This is a genomic window from Klebsiella michiganensis, from assembly GCF_015139575.1.
GTDB lineage: Bacteria > Pseudomonadota > Gammaproteobacteria > Enterobacterales > Enterobacteriaceae > Klebsiella > Klebsiella michiganensis.
This window is the reverse complement of record NZ_AP022547.1, coordinates 586,792-604,184: the sequence shown is the minus strand read 5'-3', so window position 1 is coordinate 604,184 and position 17,393 is coordinate 586,792. Positions and strand designations below refer to the sequence as shown.

General features: G+C 53.8%; 14 protein-coding genes and 2 tRNA genes. 3 read left to right on the top strand and 13 right to left on the bottom strand.

What is annotated here, in order from left to right; all coding sequences use genetic code 11:
• Nucleotides 1-63 precede the first annotated feature (63 nt).
• From infB to JLG71_RS02890, 4 genes are all read right to left on the bottom strand, one after another.
• A complete protein-coding gene (gene infB / locus JLG71_RS02905) occupies nucleotides 64-2,754 on the bottom strand; it encodes a translation initiation factor IF-2 (RefSeq protein ID WP_025108147.1) in 2,691 nt (896 codons plus the stop codon).
• Between the two features lie 24 nt (nucleotides 2,755-2,778).
• Nucleotides 2,779-4,266, bottom strand: a complete 1,488-nt coding sequence (nusA, locus tag JLG71_RS02900; protein WP_004854539.1) for a transcription termination factor NusA — start codon at nucleotides 4,264-4,266, stop codon at nucleotides 2,779-2,781.
• Between the two features lie 27 nt (nucleotides 4,267-4,293).
• Entirely contained in the window at nucleotides 4,294-4,746 is a 453-nt protein-coding gene (gene rimP / locus JLG71_RS02895; RefSeq protein ID WP_004125659.1) for a ribosome maturation factor RimP, read from the bottom strand.
• Nucleotides 4,747-4,952: 206 nt separating this feature from the next.
• Nucleotides 4,953-5,029 (bottom strand) — tRNA-Met (locus JLG71_RS02890).
• Between the two features lie 308 nt (nucleotides 5,030-5,337).
• Here JLG71_RS02890 and argG point away from each other — a divergent pair.
• On the top strand, nucleotides 5,338-6,681 hold the full coding sequence (argG, locus tag JLG71_RS02885; RefSeq protein WP_004106101.1) for an argininosuccinate synthase: 1,344 nt from the start codon (nucleotides 5,338-5,340) through the stop codon (nucleotides 6,679-6,681).
• A 154-nt stretch (nucleotides 6,682-6,835) separates the two neighbouring features.
• Here argG and JLG71_RS02880 read toward each other — a convergent pair.
• The 6 genes from JLG71_RS02880 to rlmE form a co-directional block, all read right to left on the bottom strand.
• Nucleotides 6,836-6,922 (bottom strand) — tRNA-Leu (locus tag JLG71_RS02880).
• A 14-nt stretch (nucleotides 6,923-6,936) separates the two neighbouring features.
• Complete coding sequence (gene secG / locus JLG71_RS02875) at nucleotides 6,937-7,266, bottom strand: preprotein translocase subunit SecG (protein ID WP_004106103.1); 330 nt, start codon at nucleotides 7,264-7,266, stop codon at nucleotides 6,937-6,939.
• Nucleotides 7,267-7,495: 229 nt separating this feature from the next.
• The gene (gene glmM / locus JLG71_RS02870; RefSeq protein WP_014226977.1) at nucleotides 7,496-8,833 is read right to left on the bottom strand and encodes a phosphoglucosamine mutase; all 1,338 of its coding nucleotides are present in this window, start codon (nucleotides 8,831-8,833) and stop codon (nucleotides 7,496-7,498) included.
• A complete protein-coding gene (gene folP / locus JLG71_RS02865; protein ID WP_014226978.1) occupies nucleotides 8,826-9,674 on the bottom strand; it encodes a dihydropteroate synthase in 849 nt (282 codons plus the stop codon). The genes glmM and folP overlap by 8 nt, the downstream gene beginning before the upstream one ends.
• 98 nt (nucleotides 9,675-9,772) lie before the next feature.
• Entirely contained in the window at nucleotides 9,773-11,707 is a 1,935-nt protein-coding gene (gene ftsH / locus JLG71_RS02860) for an ATP-dependent zinc metalloprotease FtsH (RefSeq protein ID WP_004854549.1), read from the bottom strand.
• Between the two features lie 99 nt (nucleotides 11,708-11,806).
• The gene (rlmE, locus tag JLG71_RS02855; RefSeq protein WP_004106110.1) at nucleotides 11,807-12,436 is read right to left on the bottom strand and encodes a 23S rRNA (uridine(2552)-2'-O)-methyltransferase RlmE; all 630 of its coding nucleotides are present in this window, start codon (nucleotides 12,434-12,436) and stop codon (nucleotides 11,807-11,809) included.
• Nucleotides 12,437-12,560: 124 nt separating this feature from the next.
• Here rlmE and yhbY point away from each other — a divergent pair, with 124 nt between their 5' ends.
• Nucleotides 12,561-12,854, top strand: coding sequence for a ribosome assembly RNA-binding protein YhbY (gene yhbY / locus JLG71_RS02850; protein ID WP_004139797.1), 294 nt, complete (start codon nucleotides 12,561-12,563; stop codon nucleotides 12,852-12,854).
• Nucleotides 12,855-13,006: 152 nt separating this feature from the next.
• Here the strand turns inward: yhbY and greA are convergent, their stop codons facing one another.
• Entirely contained in the window at nucleotides 13,007-13,483 is a 477-nt protein-coding gene (gene greA / locus JLG71_RS02845; RefSeq protein ID WP_004854554.1) for a transcription elongation factor GreA, read from the bottom strand.
• Between the two features lie 234 nt (nucleotides 13,484-13,717).
• On the opposite strand from greA, the gene dacB reads away from it, so the two are divergent.
• Nucleotides 13,718-15,151: a serine-type D-Ala-D-Ala carboxypeptidase gene (gene dacB / locus JLG71_RS02840; RefSeq protein WP_004854556.1), complete on the top strand. Its 1,434-nt coding sequence runs from the start codon at nucleotides 13,718-13,720 to the stop codon at nucleotides 15,149-15,151.
• Nucleotides 15,152-15,196: 45 nt separating this feature from the next.
• On the opposite strand, the gene cgtA is transcribed toward dacB, so the two are convergent.
• Complete coding sequence (cgtA, locus tag JLG71_RS02835) at nucleotides 15,197-16,369, bottom strand: Obg family GTPase CgtA (protein WP_046878320.1); 1,173 nt, start codon at nucleotides 16,367-16,369, stop codon at nucleotides 15,197-15,199.
• 15 nt (nucleotides 16,370-16,384) lie between these two features.
• Nucleotides 16,385-17,350 (bottom strand): DMT family transporter, encoded by a 966-nt coding sequence (locus JLG71_RS02830; RefSeq protein ID WP_014226981.1) that lies wholly within the window; start codon nucleotides 17,348-17,350, stop codon nucleotides 16,385-16,387.
• Nucleotides 17,351-17,393 lie beyond the last annotated feature (43 nt).

Below are 17,393 nucleotides of genomic sequence, written 5' to 3'. Positions count from 1 at the left end.
CACGCGGCCCCCTTTAATTTTGTATAACCGGGTGGCGCTGCGCTTCCCCGGCCTACTAAACGATTAATCGATGGTACGTTGAATCTCGATGATTTCGAACACTTCGATCATATCGCCAACGCGAACGTCGTTGTAGTTCTTAACGCCGATACCACACTCCATACCGTTACGAACTTCGTTAACGTCATCTTTGAAGCGGCGCAGGGATTCCAGCTCGCCTTCATAGATAACCACGTTGTCGCGCAGGACGCGGATTGGGTTATGACGCTTGATCGTACCTTCGGTAACCATACAGCCTGCGATGGCGCCGAATTTCGGCGATTTGAACACATCACGGACTTCAGCCAGACCAATGATCTGCTGTTTCAGTTCCGGAGACAGCATGCCGCTCATCGCTGCTTTCACTTCGTCGATCAGATGGTAGATGACGGAGTAGTAGCGCAGATCCAGGCTTTCCGCGTCGATAACTTTACGTGCGGATGCATCAGCACGTACGTTGAAGCCAACCAGAATCGCGTTGGATGCGGCCGCCAGGGTCGCGTCGGTTTCGGTGATACCACCTACGCCGGAACCGATAATCTTCACTTTCACTTCGTCGGTAGACAGTTTCAGCAAGGAGTCGGAGATCGCTTCCACAGAGCCCTGCACGTCCGCTTTGAGGACGATGTTCACTTCGTGAACTTCGCCTTCGGTCATGTTGGCGAACATGTTCTCAAGCTTAGATTTCTGCTGACGAGCCAGTTTAACTTCACGGAATTTACCCTGACGATACAGCGCAACTTCACGTGCTTTTTTCTCGTCACGAACGACGGTCACTTCGTCACCGGCAGCCGGTACGCCTGACAGGCCAAGGATTTCCACCGGAATGGACGGACCCGCTTCCAGCACTTCCTGACCCAGTTCGTTACGCATCGCACGAACGCGACCGTATTCGAAACCGCACAGGACGATGTCGCCTTTATGCAGCGTACCTTCGCGTACCAGAACGGTGGCAACCGGACCACGACCTTTATCGAGGAAAGATTCGATAACCGCGCCGCTCGCCATACCGTTGCGAACCGCTTTCAGCTCCAGAACTTCAGCCTGCAGCAGGATAGCATTCAGCAGATCGTCAATACCGGTACCGGCTTTAGCGGATACAGGGATGAACTGCGCTTCGCCACCCCACTCTTCCGGCATAACGCCGTACTGAGAGAGCTCGTTTTTAACGCGATCCAGGTCCGCTTCCGGCTTATCGATTTTGTTCACCGCAACCACCAGAGGTACCTGCGCCGCTTTCGCGTGCTGGATAGCTTCGATAGTCTGCGGCATTACGCCATCGTCTGCCGCCACAACCAGAACCACGATATCCGTCGCCTGCGCACCACGAGCACGCATAGAGGTAAACGCGGCGTGACCCGGGGTATCCAGGAAGGTGATCATACCGTTGTCGGTTTCAACGTGGTACGCACCGATGTGCTGGGTAATGCCGCCCGCTTCGCCAGAGGCCACTTTCGTTGAACGAATGTAGTCCAGCAGAGAGGTTTTACCGTGGTCAACGTGACCCATGATGGTCACAACCGGTGCGCGCGGTTCAGCCGCAGCGCCGGTGTCACGGTCGCTCATTACCGCTTCTTCCAGCTCGTTTTCACGACGCAGGATAACTTTGTGGCCCATCTCTTCGGCAACCAGCTGTGCGGTTTCCTGGTCGATGACCTGGTTAATCGTCGCCATGGCGCCCAGCTTCATCATCGCTTTGATGACCTGAGAACCTTTGACGGCCATCTTGTTGGCCAGATCGCCAACGGTGATGGTTTCGCCGATGATAACATCACGGTTAACCGCCTGAGCCGGCTTCTGGAAGCCTTGCTGCAGAGCAGAACCTTTACGATGCTTGCCACCTTTACCGCCGCGAACGGCCGCACGGGCTTCTTCACGATCGGCTTTCGATTCAGCGTGTTTGTTGCCTTTCTTAGCCGGACGCGCTGCTTTCGCATTACGTCCACGGCCGCGACCGCCTTCAACTTCACGATCGTTATCGTCTTCAGCCTGACGCGCATGCTGAGAAGTCGTTACGTGATAGTCAGTGGTCTCTTCAGGGGTTTCTGGCGCTTCAGTCCAGTTCTTTTCATTTTCTTGAGCCATACGGCGTGCTTCTTCCGCTACACGGCGCGCTTCTTCTTCAAGTTTGCGGCGTGCTTCTTCTTCCGATTTGCGCTTCAGCTCCGCAGCTTCGTTTTCGCGGCGTTGCTTTTCAGCCTGGGCGGTTTTGGTCATATCGTCGGTTTGTTGATTGCTCACTTTGTCTTTTTCCGCGGCTTCACGTTTCGCTTTATCGGCGAGTTCACGTTTCGCTTGTTCTGCGGCCTCACGTTCAGCTTTCAATTGCGCCTCGCGTTTGGCAGCTTCTTCTGCCTCACGACGGGCTTGCTCTTCCGCTTCACGCTGCGCCTGCTCTTCCGCGGCAAGGCGTTCGGCCTCTTGCGGATCGCGTTTCACAAAGGTGCGTTTCTTGCGGACTTCGATTTGTACCGACTTACTCTTTCCACCGGTACCCGGAATATTTAACGTGCTGCGCGTTTTGCGCTGCAGCGTCAGCTTGTCGGGCGCTGAGCCGTGTTCACGGTTCAGGTGCGTCAACAAGGTTTGCTTCTCTTGCGCGGTCACAGAATCATCAGCCGATTTGCGGATCCCTGCATCAGCAAATTGCTGTATCAGGCGATCCACAGAGGTCTGAATCTCTGAGGCCAGCGCTTTAATGGTCACATCTGTCATGCTGTTCCTTCCTGCTACAGTTTATTACGCTTCGTCGCCGAACCAACAAATATTACGAGCGGCCATGATAAGTTCTCCGGCTTTCTCGTCGGTCAAGCCTTCGATATCAGCCAGATCATCAATGCCCTGCTCGGCGAGATCTTCCAGCGTACAAACACCACGGGCGGCCAGGGTGAATGCCAGAGCGCGATCCAAACCTTCCAGATTCAACAGATCGTCGGCAGGTTTGCTGTCACCCAGGCTCTCTTCTTTGGCCAGCGCCAGCGTGGTCAGCGCGTTTTTCGCCCGCTCACGAAGTGCTTCAACGGTCGCTTCATCCAGACCGTCAATTTCCAGCAGTTCTTTCATTGGCACATAGGCCAGCTCTTCCAGAGTGGCGAAACCTTCTTCAACCAGCAGCGTGGCGAAATCTTCATCAATATCAAGATATTTAGTGAAGGTATCAATCGCTGCATGGGCTTCAGCCTGATGCTTAGCCTGGAGGTCATCAACGGTCATGACGTTGAGTTCCCAGCCGCTCAGCTGAGACGCCAGACGGACGTTCTGACCGTTACGGCCAATGGCCTGAGCCAGGTTGCCCGCTTCTACTGCGATATCCATGGTGTGCTTGTCTTCATCTACCACGATAGATGCGACGTCAGCCGGAGCCATGGCGTTAATCACGAACTGCGCCGGGTTATCGTCCCACAGCACGATATCGATACGCTCGCCGCCCAGTTCAGTCGAGACTGCCTGAACGCGCGCGCCGCGCATACCGACGCAGGCGCCAACCGGATCGATGCGCTTGTCGTTGGTTTTAACCGCGATTTTGGCACGAGAGCCAGGATCGCGAGCCGCCGCTTTAATTTCGAGAACTTCTTCACCGATTTCCGGAACTTCAATGCGGAACAGTTCAACCAGCATTTCCGGCTTGGAGCGAGTCACGAACAGCTGCGCGCCGCGCGCTTCCGGACGAACTGCGTACAGTACGCCGCGGATACGGTCACCCGGACGGAAGTTCTCACGCGGCAGCATATCTTCGCGCAGGATCACGGCTTCAGCGTTGTTGCCCAGATCCAGCGTAATATTGTCGCGGTTCACTTTCTTCACTACGCCCGTGATGATTTCACCTTCGTGCTCACGGAACTGATCGACGACCATTGCGCGTTCGGCTTCACGTACTTTTTGTACGATAACCTGCTTCGCGGTCTGCGTAGTGATACGGTCAAAGGTGACAGACTCAATCTGGTCTTCGACGTAATCGCCAGGATTCATGCTTTCATCTTCGAAACGCGCAGCTTCCAGCGTGATTTCGCGAGTCGGCTGGGTCACTTCTTCAACAACCAGCCAGCGACGGAATGTGTCGAAATCACCGCTTTTACGATCGATTTCTACGCGAACGTCGATCTCTTGCTCATATTTTTTCTTGGTAGCCGTTGCTAGCGCACTTTCCAACGCTTCGAAAATTTTCTCACGCGGCAGCGCCTTTTCGTTGGAAACGGCTTCAACAACAGCCAAAATTTCTTTGTTCATCGGGGCCTTTCACCTCAATCCAGACTGTTAAAAGTGGGGAACCAGGTTCGCCTTCTGGATGTTACTCAGCGCGAACACTTCATCTTTGCCTTCGACGGTTACCGTGATCATCTCACCGTCTACCGCTTTGATAAGGCCCTGCCATTTGCGTCGGTTCTGTACCGCCATGCGCAAAACCAGCGAAACTTCTTCGCCGATGAAACGCTCATAGTGCTCGGCGGTAAACATAGGACGATCGAGACCTGGAGAAGAAACTTCCAGGTTATAAGCGACTGTAATCGGGTCTTCTACGTCCATAACAGCACTGACCTGGTGGCTCACATCAGCACAATCATCAACATTGATGCCATCTTCACTATCAATATAGATGCGCAGTGTGGACGTGCGACCGCGAATAAATTCGATGCCGACCAGCTCAAAGCCAAGCGCTTCAACTGGCGCTGTGAGCATCTCTGTTAATTTTTGCTCTAATGTGGACAAACCCACCCCCAAGACATAAAAAAAGGGCGTATAGCCCAGTTATTCTGAAGTCAGATAACAAAAAACCCCGATAAATCGGGGCTTTAGATAACTGAACCCTGAGATCGCAACTGCGATCTGGAACACTTTCCAGAAGAATTCTTTCAAATTCGTCTACGAAGGACCCGGTCCTCACAGTATATTTGAAAAAGTACTTAATGGGAAAGTGGTTGCGGGGGCCGGATTTGAACCGACGACCTTCGGGTTATGAGCCCGACGAGCTACCAGGCTGCTCCACCCCGCGCCTGAAACGTGGCATATTTTACTCGTTTTGAGTAAAAGACGCAAATACTGCTGGGATTTGGTACCGAGAGACGGGACATAAAATCGTAGTGAATTGTATTGATACTTCATATATTTTGTCAACATGAATTTCACATTGCCAGGTTTCGGTTCATGCTGGTATTTCTGGGTTTTTTGGCAAAAAGCGGCTCAGCCTCTTCCTGTCGCCAGCAAAAGATGATTAAATGAAAACTCACAATTAATGCATAAACATGCAATAAAGATTGTTGAGTCAAACTCACCACAGTCTATCTAGCAGGGTTTTATTTTATGACGACGATTCTCAAGCATCTCCCGGTTGGCCAACGTATTGGTATTGCTTTTTCTGGTGGGCTGGATACCAGCGCCGCGCTGCTGTGGATGCGTAAAAAGGGAGCAGTCCCTTATGCATATACCGCCAATCTGGGACAGCCAGACGAAGACGATTACGAGGCCATTCCTCGTCGTGCCAAAGAGTATGGTGCTGAAGGGGCTCGTCTGATCGACTGCCGTAAGCAGCTGGTTGCGGAAGGCATTGCCGCGATCCAGTGCGGCGCATTTCATAACACCACCGGCGGGTTGACCTACTTTAATACTACGCCGCTGGGTCGCGCAGTGACCGGTACCATGCTGGTCGCCGCAATGAAGGAAGACGGTGTTAACATCTGGGGCGACGGGAGTACCTATAAAGGCAACGATATCGAACGTTTCTATCGTTACGGCCTGCTGACCAACGCTGAGCTGAAAATTTACAAACCGTGGCTGGATAGCGACTTTATCGACGAGTTAGGCGGCCGCCAGGAGATGTCAGAGTTTATGATCTCCTGTGGGTTTGACTATAAAATGTCCGTTGAAAAAGCCTACTCAACCGACTCCAATATGCTGGGCGCGACGCACGAAGCTAAAGATCTTGAATTCCTGAACTCCAGCGTCAAGATTGTGAACCCGATTATGGGCGTCAAGTTCTGGGATGAAAGCGTCAAAATCCCTGCGGAAGAAGTCACCGTTCGCTTTGAACAGGGCCATCCTGTTGCGCTGAACGGGCAGACCTTTAGCGATGACGTTGAACTGATGCTGGAGGCTAACCGCATCGGCGGCCGTCATGGTCTGGGTATGAGCGATCAGATCGAAAACCGTATCATCGAAGCGAAGAGCCGCGGCATCTATGAAGCCCCGGGAATGGCGCTGCTGCATATTGCCTATGAGCGTCTGCTGACCGGTATTCATAACGAAGATACCATTGAGCAATACCACGCGCACGGTCGTCAGCTGGGTCGGCTGCTGTATCAAGGGCGCTGGTTCGATTCCCAGGCGCTGATGCTGCGCGACGGCCTGCAGCGCTGGGTAGCAAGCCAAATTACCGGCGAAGTGACGCTTGAACTGCGTCGCGGCAACGACTACTCCATCCTGAATACCGTCTCTGATAATCTGACCTATAAAGCAGAGCGTCTGACGATGGAAAAAGGTGACTCGATGTTCTCCGCTGAGGATCGTATCGGCCAGCTGACGATGCGCAACCTGGATATCACCGATACTCGCGATAAGCTGTTTGGCTACGCGCAGTCTGGACTGCTAACCGCGTCTTCCGCAACTGGCCTGCCGCAGGTGGAAAACCTCGAAAATAAAGCGAAGTAACGCTCCAGAGAAATTCGCAAAGGCCGCTAACGCGGCCTTTTTTATGCAGAAAAATCCCGAACCCAACCGGAGTGACATATCTGCCGCTGATGCAGCTGCTCAACTTTTTCGGGACGAAAAAAAAGACGCTTTTCAGCGTCTTTCTTCAGGAAATTGGTACCGAGGATGGGACTCGAACCCACAAGCCCGTTAGGGCACTACCACCTCAAGGTAGCGTGTCTACCAATTCCACCACCTCGGTACGGATACTGCTTATCAGTGCGGGATGTCGCTGCTCGGCTGCGCCGGCGCGGTCGGCTGAGTTTGCTCAGTTTTCGGCGCGCTCAGGTTATCCCACTCACTTCCTTTATTGGTCTTGTTGCTGTTGATATTGCCCAGCGCCAGACTGATGATGAAGAACAGCGCAGCCAGGATACCAGTCATACGGGTCATGAAGTTACCAGAACCGCTGGATCCAAACAGAGTGCCGGAAGCGCCTGCTCCGAAGGAGGCTCCCATATCAGCGCCTTTACCTTGCTGCAGCATAATCAGACCCACAAGGCCAATTGCCACAATAAGGAAAACAACTAAAAGAGCTTCGTACATAATCAACCTGTTCCTTGCGGATTTGCCGCATACCAAGTGCTTCGACCAATAAAGCGGGACGTTTTAACGTTTCCCACTGAAGCGGGTGTGAATACTAACCAAAGCGAATGACCTTCGCAAGGGCAATTTCAGCGCATTGTATCAAGTGCGGAAAAAAACAGCAAAAAGCGATTTTTTGTCGATTAAAAAGGCGGCAAGCGTCGCCTTTTTAATCACTTAGCAAGAGAGATTAAACGCTTTTGACGGCATCGGCGATACGGTGGGCAAATTCGTGCACCTGCTCTTCGTGCTCACCTTCCACCATAACGCGAATCAGCGGCTCTGTGCCTGATTTACGCAGCAGTACGCGCCCCCGATTGCCCAGCGCAGCTTCTACTTCCGCGGTTACTGCTTTTACATGCTCATGTTCCAGCGGGTTGCCGCTACCTTCAGTAAAGCGAACGTTAACCAGAAGCTGCGGGAACATTTTCATTCCGCTGCACAGGTCGTGCAGGCTCATATGGTTACGCACCATCGCCGCCACCACCTGCAGGCTGGCGACAATTCCATCCCCCGTCGTGGTTTTATCCAGTAAGATCACATGACCGGAGTTTTCTGCGCCAATGCGCCAGCCTTTCTCCTGCAGCTTCTCCAGCACATAGCGGTCGCCCACCTTCGCGCGAACGAAAGGAATGCCCAGCTGTTTGAGCGCCAGTTCAAGGCCCATGTTGCTCATGAGCGTCCCGACGGCGCCGCCCCGCAGCTGCCCCTGGCGTAGCCCCTCACGGGCAATGATATAGAGGATCTGGTCACCGTCGACTTTGTTGCCTTCGTGGTCCACCATGATGACCCGATCGCCATCGCCATCGTAGGCAATACCCAGGTCGGCTTTCTCCGCCAGCACGCGCGCCTGCAGAGCACGAACGTCCGTCGCCCCGACCTCTTCATTGATGTTGAGGCCATCAGGCTCACAGCCCATCGCAATAACCTGAGCGCCCAGCTCGCGGAAAACATTCGGCGCAATATGATAAGTCGCCCCGTGAGCGCAATCGACTACCACCTTCAAAGCATTGAGGCTCAGCTCGTTCGGAAAGGTGCCTTTGCAAAACTCGATATAGCGACCGGCGGCGTCGACGATACGACTGGCTTTACCCAGCTCGGCGGAATCCACGCAGGTCAGCTCTTTTTCCATTTCGGCTTCAATGGCTTCTTCTACCTCATCCGGAAGCTTGGTACCTTCGATAGAGAAGAATTTGATGCCGTTGTCATAAAACGGATTATGTGAAGCGGAAATCACAATCCCGGCTTCCGCGCGGAAGGTGCGCGTCAGATAGGCAATTGCCGGCGTTGGCATCGGGCCGGTAAAAGAAGCGGATAATCCCGCGGCGGCCAATCCAGCCTCCAGTGCGGACTCCAGCATATACCCTGAAATACGGGTATCTTTACCAATAATAATCTTCCGTGAACCGTGGCGTGCCAGCACCTTACCCGCCGCCCAGCCCAGCTTTAATACAAATTCTGGCGTTATTGGCGCATCGCCTACGCGGCCACGAATACCATCCGTACCAAAATATTTGCGGTTACTCATAACGTTTATTTTCCTTAGCGGCCAGGGTAGCTTCCACCACGCGCAGCGCTTCTACCGTTTCTTTGACATCATGGACGCGAATAATCTGCGCGCCCTGCATTGCAGCAATGACTGCGCAAGCCAGGCTGCCATTCAGGCGTTCCGTCGGCCCGACATTCAGCAACTGACCTACCATCGACTTACGTGACATGCCTACCAGCAGCGGAAGACCAAAATGATGGAACTCCCCAAGTCGGGCAAGCAGTTCATAATTATGAGAAAGATTTTTACCGAAACCAAATCCCGGGTCGAGCAACAATTTATCTTTTGCGATACCGGCCCGTTCGCAACGCACAATATGTTCGATAAAAAAGCGCTCAACGTCAGCAAACACGTCCGCGTACTTCGGGGCATCCTGCATTGTCTTCGGCTGACCCTGCATATGCATCAGGCACACCGGCAAGCCCGTTTCAGCCGCCGCCTCCAGCGCTCCCGGTTCGGTCAGCGAGCGGATATCATTGATGATATGCGCGCCAACACGCGCTGACTCGCGGATCACCTCCGGCTTTGAGGTATCAACGGAAATCCAGACTTCAAAGCGCTGGGCAATCGCTTCTACCGTCGGAATGACTCGCGCCAGCTCTTCCTCGACGCTGACATCTGCCGCCCCCGGACGCGTCGATTCCCCACCGATATCAATGATAGTCGCCCCGGCATTGATCATCAGATTGGCATGTTTCACGGCTTCGACCAGCGTGTTATGGGTCCCGCCATCAGAGAACGAATCCGGGGTCACGTTAAGAATACCCATCACATGTGGGTGAGAGAGATCGAGGGTTGAGCCCTGGGCTACAAGTTTCATCGCTAAATCCCTGAGTCAGAGAAAGATTGAAAAAGAAAAACCCCGGAGCAAACGCTCAGGGGTTTTAGAAAAGTACAACAGCATCAAGAACGGCTAACTTATTTGTCGCCCAGCTGTTCTGACATCGTATTGCCCGGGTTTGGCGTACGCGGTTCATCGACCGGACGCGGCGCACGAGGCGTGCCATTGTTGTCAGAATTGTTGGACGAGCCCGGTTCTTCCCAGCCAGCTGGCGGGCGAACATCGCGGCGAGCCATCAGGTCATCAATCTGCGGGGCGTCGATGGTCTCATATTTCATGAGCGCGTCTTTCATCGCGTGCAGGATGTCCATATTATCGTTCAGAAGCTGGCGTGCACGATTGTAGTTACGCTCAATCAGTGACTTCACTTCCTGGTCGATGATACGCGCCGTTTCATCGGACATATGCTTCGCTTTCGCAACGCTGCGGCCAAGGAATACTTCACCTTCTTCTTCGGCATACAGCAGCGGGCCGAGTTTGTCAGAGAAGCCCCACTGGGTCACCATGTTACGCGCCAGGTTGGTCGCGACTTTAATGTCGTTCGACGCACCGGTAGAAACATGCTCTACGCCGTAGATAATCTCTTCCGCCAGACGACCGCCGTAAAGGGTAGAAATCTGGCTTTCCAGCTTCTGACGGCTGGCGCTAATCGCGTCGCCTTCAGGCAGGAAGAAGGTGACACCCAGCGCGCGACCGCGCGGAATAATCGTCACTTTGTGCACCGGATCGTGTTCCGGCACCAGGCGACCAATAATTGCGTGACCGGCTTCGTGATACGCGGTGGACTCTTTCTGCGCTTCCGTCATCACCATGGAGCGACGTTCCGCACCCATCATGATTTTGTCTTTCGCTTTCTCGAATTCAACCATCGATACAACGCGCTTGTTGCCACGAGCGGCAAACAGCGCAGCTTCGTTCACCAGGTTTGCCAGGTCAGCACCGGAGAAGCCAGGCGTACCGCGGGCGATAATTGCCGCGTCGATATCCGGCGCCAGCGGTACGCGACGCATATGCACTTTCAGAATCTGTTCGCGACCGCGGACATCCGGCAGACCGACCACAACCTGACGGTCAAAGCGGCCTGGACGCAGCAGCGCAGGGTCAAGAACGTCCGGACGGTTGGTTGCCGCGATAACGATGATACCTTCGTTACCCTCGAAGCCGTCCATCTCTACCAGCATCTGGTTCAGCGTCTGCTCACGCTCATCGTGACCACCGCCCAGGCCAGCGCCACGCTGACGGCCCACGGCGTCGATTTCATCGATAAAGATGATGCACGGAGCCGCTTTCTTGGCTTGTTCAAACATGTCGCGCACGCGGGATGCACCCACACCGACGAACATTTCAACGAAGTCAGAACCGGAAATCGTAAAGAACGGTACCTTTGCTTCACCCGCGATGGCTTTTGCCAGCAAGGTTTTACCGGTACCCGGAGGGCCGACCATCAGGACGCCTTTCGGGATTTTACCGCCCAGCTTCTGGAAACGGCTCGGCTCGCGCAGGTATTCAACCAGTTCACCGACTTCTTCTTTCGCTTCGTCACAACCGGCGACGTCGGCAAAAGTGGTTTTGATCTGGTCTTCCGTTAGCATACGCGCCTTGCTCTTACCGAACGACATGGCGCCTTTGCCACCGCCGCCCTGCATCTGGCGCATAAAGAAGATCCAGACGCCGATAAGAAGCAGCATCGGGAACCAGGAGATGAAGATAGAAGCCAGCAGGCTCGGCTCTTCTGGCGGCTCACCTACCACCTTGACGTTTTTAGTCAGAAGGTTATCAAGCAGCTTAGGATCGTTCACCGGGATGTAGGTCGTGTAACGGTTACTATCTTTCTTGGTAACGTTTATCTCACGTCCGTTGATACGCGCTTCGCGAACCTGGTCCTGATTGACCTCCTGCAGGAAGGTAGAATAATCCACCTTGCGGCCATTCGACTCGCTGGGCCCAAAGCTCTGGAATACTGACATCAGCACAACGGCAATGACCAGCCAGAGTATTAGGTTTTTCGCCATGTCACTCAAGGGATTAACCTCATATTACAACTGTGTTAAAAACAGCGTCAGGATACTCTATATCCAGCGTCTTTCAAACTTTCGTTTGAAATCTGCCGGTTATGGTTTACGCCCGGTCGCTACAATATACACTTCACGCGAACGGGCGCGAGAAGAGTCCGGCTTACGAACTTTGACCTTCGTAAACAGGGAGCGAATCTCTCTTAGATACTCATCGAAGCCTTCGCCCTGGAACACCTTCACTACAAAACTACCACCTGGCGCTAATACATCACGAGCCATTCCAAGCGCCAGTTCCACCAGATACATGGCCCGGGGAATATCCACCGCCGGTGTTCCACACATATTTGGCGCCATATCGGACATGACAACTTGTACTTTACTGTCACCTACACGCTCAAGTAACGCTTTCAGGACTAATTCATCACGAAAGTCGCCCTGAAGGAAGTCCACACCAACGATTGGATCCATAGGTAAAAGATCGCAAGCAATGATGCGGCCGCTGTTACCGATCTGCGTAACCGCGTATTGCGACCAGCCACCGGGTGCAGCGCCGAGGTCAACTATCGTCATCCCCGGTTTAAAAATCTTGTCACTTTGCTGTATTTCATCAAGTTTAAACCAGGCACGGGAACGTAACCCCTTTTTCTGTGCCTGCTGAACATATTTATCGCTAAAGTGTTCCTGAAGCCAACGACTTGAGCTGGCAGAACGCTTTTTACCTGTCATTTAACATTCCCATTTCGGGTTCATCGTACTTCGCGACGTAAAAATCGACGCGGTAGTTTGGCGATATATGGGAGATGGCGGTAGAATGAACCGTTTTCAATCCCAACGTAAGCAAAAAAATACGATGAATCTGAGTACTAAACAAAAACAGCACCTGAAAGGTCTGGCACATCCGCTCAAGCCGGTAGTTATGCTTGGCAACAATGGTTTGACCGAAGGGGTACTGGCCGAGATTGAACAAGCGTTAGAGCACCATGAACTTATCAAGGTGAAGATCGCCTCGGAAGATCGCGAAACTAAAACCTTGATCGTGGAAGCTATCGTGCGCGAAACCGGCGCCTGTAATGTACAGGTCATCGGTAAAACGCTGGTTCTGTACCGCCCGACTAAAGAGCGTAAAATCTCGCTGCCACGCTAAGAATATCCTGGTTATCGACACAACTTTGTGTAAATCGAGGGTTTTCTGCGGGTAGACGAGCAAAATGCCATGCTCCGGACGCTGATAAAAGGCCGCTACGCGGCCTTTTTCCTTTCTTTACAATCCATCAACATCGTAGCGTTAAATTCGAATTAAAGGTACTCAACCTTAAGAATTTCGAATTCGACTTCCCCGCCCGGTGTACGGATAACCACCACATCGTCCTGCTCTTTACCGATTAAACCACGTGCAATCGGTGAGTTTACAGAAATCAGATTTTGCTTAAAATCGGCCTCGTCATCGCCAACGATACGATAAGTTTGCTCTTCATCCGTATCGAGATTCAGAACGCTGACCGTCGAACCAAAAATCACCCGGCCATTGTTGGGCATTTTGGTGATATCGATGACCTGCGCGTTCGACAGCTTCGCTTCGATATCCTTAATGCGACCTTCACAGAAGCCCTGCTGTTCACGGGCAGCATGATACTCAGCATTTTCTTTCAGATCGCCGTGCTCGCGGGCCTCAGCGATGGCCGCGATGATTTCAGGACGACGTACGGACTTCAGAAAATCCAGTTCTTCGCGCAGTTTTTCAGCGCCACGTAAGGTCATCGGAATAGCTTGCATTTGTTATACCTCTTTTTCATTCCTTCATGGAGCAGACAACGCCGCTCCGCAGCCGGTCAAGACTTGAGCAGGGCCGGAGCAAAAGAAAACCGACCCGGAAAGTCATCCCCAGGCCAGCAGCAATTTTCAATTTGATACGTATTTTACCCTGAAGTTCACTATGGGTCATCGTTTACTTTACAGGGCGATGCACCGTAGTATGACGGACTGGTTTCAGGTTGTTAGCGCGAGATTATGCGATTTTCCAGATTTATCATCGGATTGACTGCCGGTATAGCGCTTAGCGCTCAGGCGGCGAATATTGACGAGTACATCAATCAGCTTCCTGCGGGCGCAAACCTTGCCTTTATGGCGCAGAAGGTGGGATCCCCGACGCCGGAGATAGACTACCATAGCCAGCAGATGGCGCTCCCCGCCAGCACCCAAAAAGTGATAACCGCGCTTGCTGCGCTGCTGCAGCTGGGTCCGGACTTCCGCTTCACCACGACGCTGGAAACGAAAGGCAGCCTCGATGGCGGCGTCCTGAAAGGCGACCTCATTGCGCGCTTTGGCGGCGATCCTACCCTCAGGCGTCAGGATATTCGTAATATGGTGGCCACGCTGAAGAAAGCAGGCGTCCAGCGAATTGAAGGTAATGTGCTGATCGATACCTCCATCTTCGCCAGCCATGACAAAGCGCCTGGCTGGCCATGGAACGATATGACGCAGTGCTTTAGCGCCCCGCCGGCGGCGGCGATTGTCGATCGGAACTGCTTCTCCATCTCGCTCTATAGCGCGCAAAAGCCGGGCGATCTGGCGTTTATTCGCGTGGCGTCTTACTACCCGGTGACCATGTTCAGCCAGGTGCGTACGCTGCCCCGGGGCTCTTCTGAAGCGCAGTACTGTGAGCTTGACGTGGTTCCCGGCGATCTGAACCGTTATACCCTGACCGGCTGTCTGCCGCAGCGCAGCGAGCCGCTGCCGCTGGCTTTTGCCATTCAGGATGGCGCCAGCTACGCCGGAGCGATTCTGAAAGCTGAGCTGACCGACGCCGACATCACCTGGAGCGGTACGCTGCTGCGCCAGACGCTGGCAAACGATCCGGGTACCGTCCTGGCAAGTACACAATCTGCGCCGCTGCACGATCTGCTGCGTATTATGCTGAAAAAATCGGACAACATGATCGCCGATACGGTATTCCGCACCATTGGGCACGCTCGCTTCAGCGTACCGGGTACCTGGCGAGCCGGTTCCGATGCGGTACGGCAGATCTTACGTCAGCAGGCCGGCGTCGATCTCGGGAATACCATCATTGCCGATGGCTCAGGTCTGTCGCGCCATAACCTCATCGCACCCGCGACGATGATGCAGGTGCTGCAGTACATCGCCCAGCACGATAATGAACTCAACTTTATCTCGATGCTGCCTCTGGCCGGCCATGATGGTTCTCTGCAGTACCGCGCAGGCCTGCATCAGGCAGGTGTCGATGGCAAAGTCTCGGCGAAAACGGGTTCACTGCAGGGGGTGTATAACCTGGCCGGTTTCATCACGACGGCCAGCGGGCAGAAGATGGCGTTCGTGCAATACCTTTCTGGCTACGCGGTGCCTCCGGCCGACCAGCGTAATCGCCGCATTCCACTGGTGCGGTTCGAAAGCCGATTGTACAAAGACCTCTATCAGAACAACTAAAGCAAAAGGGCCGCATCATTGGCGGCCCTTTTCGTTTGTTCAGGATTAACGTTTGTAGATGAATTCAACGCCTTCTTCGTCGTCTTCATCCCAATCATCATCCCAGTCTTCATCATCTTCCACTTCAGCTTCTTCAAGCTGCTGGCGGTGGTAGTCGTCCCACATAAACTCGACTTTTTCGGCAGGCTTCGCTTCTTCCGCATGCACAATCGGGTTTTCGATGATAAAGGTCATCACGTCCCAGCACAGGTCTTTTACGCCCTGCTGGCTGGCCGCCGAAATCAGGTAGAACTTATCTTCCCAGCCCAGCGCCTGCGCGATAGCTTTCGCTTTCGCTTCCGCCTCAGCTTTGTCCATCAGGTCAATCTTGTTAAAGACCAGCCAGCGCGGCTTAGAAGCCAGTTTCTCACTGTATTTTTCCAGCTCACCGATAATAATCCGCGCGTTCTCCACCGGATCGGAACCATCAATCGGCTCGATATCGATGAGATGCAGCAGCACGCGGCAGCGCTCCAGGTGCTTCAGGAAGCGAATACCGAGACCCGCGCCTTCAGCGGCGCCTTCAATCAGCCCCGGGATATCCGCCACCACGAAGCTCTTCTCGTTGTCCATACGCACCACGCCGAGGCTCGGCACCAGCGTAGTAAACGGATAGTCAGCGACTTTAGGCTTCGCGGCGGAAACGGCACGAATAAAGGTCGATTTACCCGCATTCGGCATTCCCAGCATGCCGACGTCCGCCAGCAGCATCAGCTCCAGCTGCAGATCGCGCTTATCGCCCGGCGTCCCCATCGTCTTTTGACGTGGAGTACGGTTAACGGACGATTTGAAACGGGTGTTACCCAGACCGTGCCAGCCGCCTTTGGCGACCATCAGGCGCTGACCGTGCCTGGTCATATCACCCATCGTCTCGCCGGTGCCCTGATCGATGACGCGAGTCCCTACCGGTACCTTCACCGTTACGTCTTTACCGCGTTTACCGGTACAGTCACGGCTCTGACCGTTCTGCCCGCGCTCAGCGCGGAAAGACTTCTCAAAACGGTAGTCGATCAGGGTGTTGAGGTTTTCGTCCGCCTCAAGCCAGACGTCGCCGCCGTCACCGCCGTCACCGCCGTCCGGGCCGCCTCTCGGGATATATTTTTCGCGGCGGAAGCTAACGCAACCATTGCCGCCATCGCCTGCTACGACCAGGATCGTTGCTTCATCAACAAACTTCATTTTACTCTCCGTAAATCATTCGCCTGAGCGGGGGAGCGGCACAACCGCTTCTCGCTTACGCCATCGTCCCCAAAGACGATGACCGACGGCGGAATACATCGCGCCCGCAACCACGACAAACGCACCGAGATAACCCATCAGGTTCAACAGCGGTCTGGCGAAAACGTCGGGCCAGGCCAGTGATAATAAATCTGAAAACAGCAGCGTAAACAGCGGCGTTAAGGTAATCAACGCGCTCACCTGCGCCGCCTGCCAGCGCGCCATTGCTTCCGCCAGAGCGCCGTAGCCGACCAGGGTATTGAGCCCGCAAAAAACCAGACAGGCCAGCTGCCAGTCGCTTAATGCCAGCACCTGCGAAGGCTTCGCTAATGGCAATAGCGATATCGTACATAAAGTGTACAGCAAAAAAAGGATTTGCTGTGATGCCAGACGGCGCAATAACACCTTTTGCGCGACGCCGTAGCACACCCACACCGTCGCCGCACCTACGCCGAAAATTACCCCCCACGTGTAGTCCGTCAGGCGGGTAAAAATCTCGATCAGGCTGGTGTTAAAAAACATCACCAGACCGCTCACCAGCATTAGCGCTCCCACAACCTGAGTGCCGCGCATTTTCTCTTTAAGGACAAAAACGCTGGCCACCATCATGCCGACCGGAGACAGCTGGCCAATCACCTGGGAAGCGGTGGGGCTGAGATATTGCAAGGAAGAACTAAACAGAATGAAGTTACCGAACAAACCCGCTGTCGCAATGACCAGCAGTACCAACCACCGCGGCTTGCGAAAAATCCGCAGCGGGGGCAGTTTTCTTTTCATGGCGAGGATAGCGCCAAGACCAAAACTTGCCATCAAAAAGCGGTAAAACACCACCGTCGGCGGTTCCATCACTTCAAGAACCTGCTTCATTGCTATCGGCAGGGCACCCCAGCACATAGCCGTGGTGAGCGCTAAAATAATGCCGATGCCGGCCTGCTGCTTCATGCCCGTTTTCCCTGCAGAAAATTTTCCGGGGTTTCAATGTAAA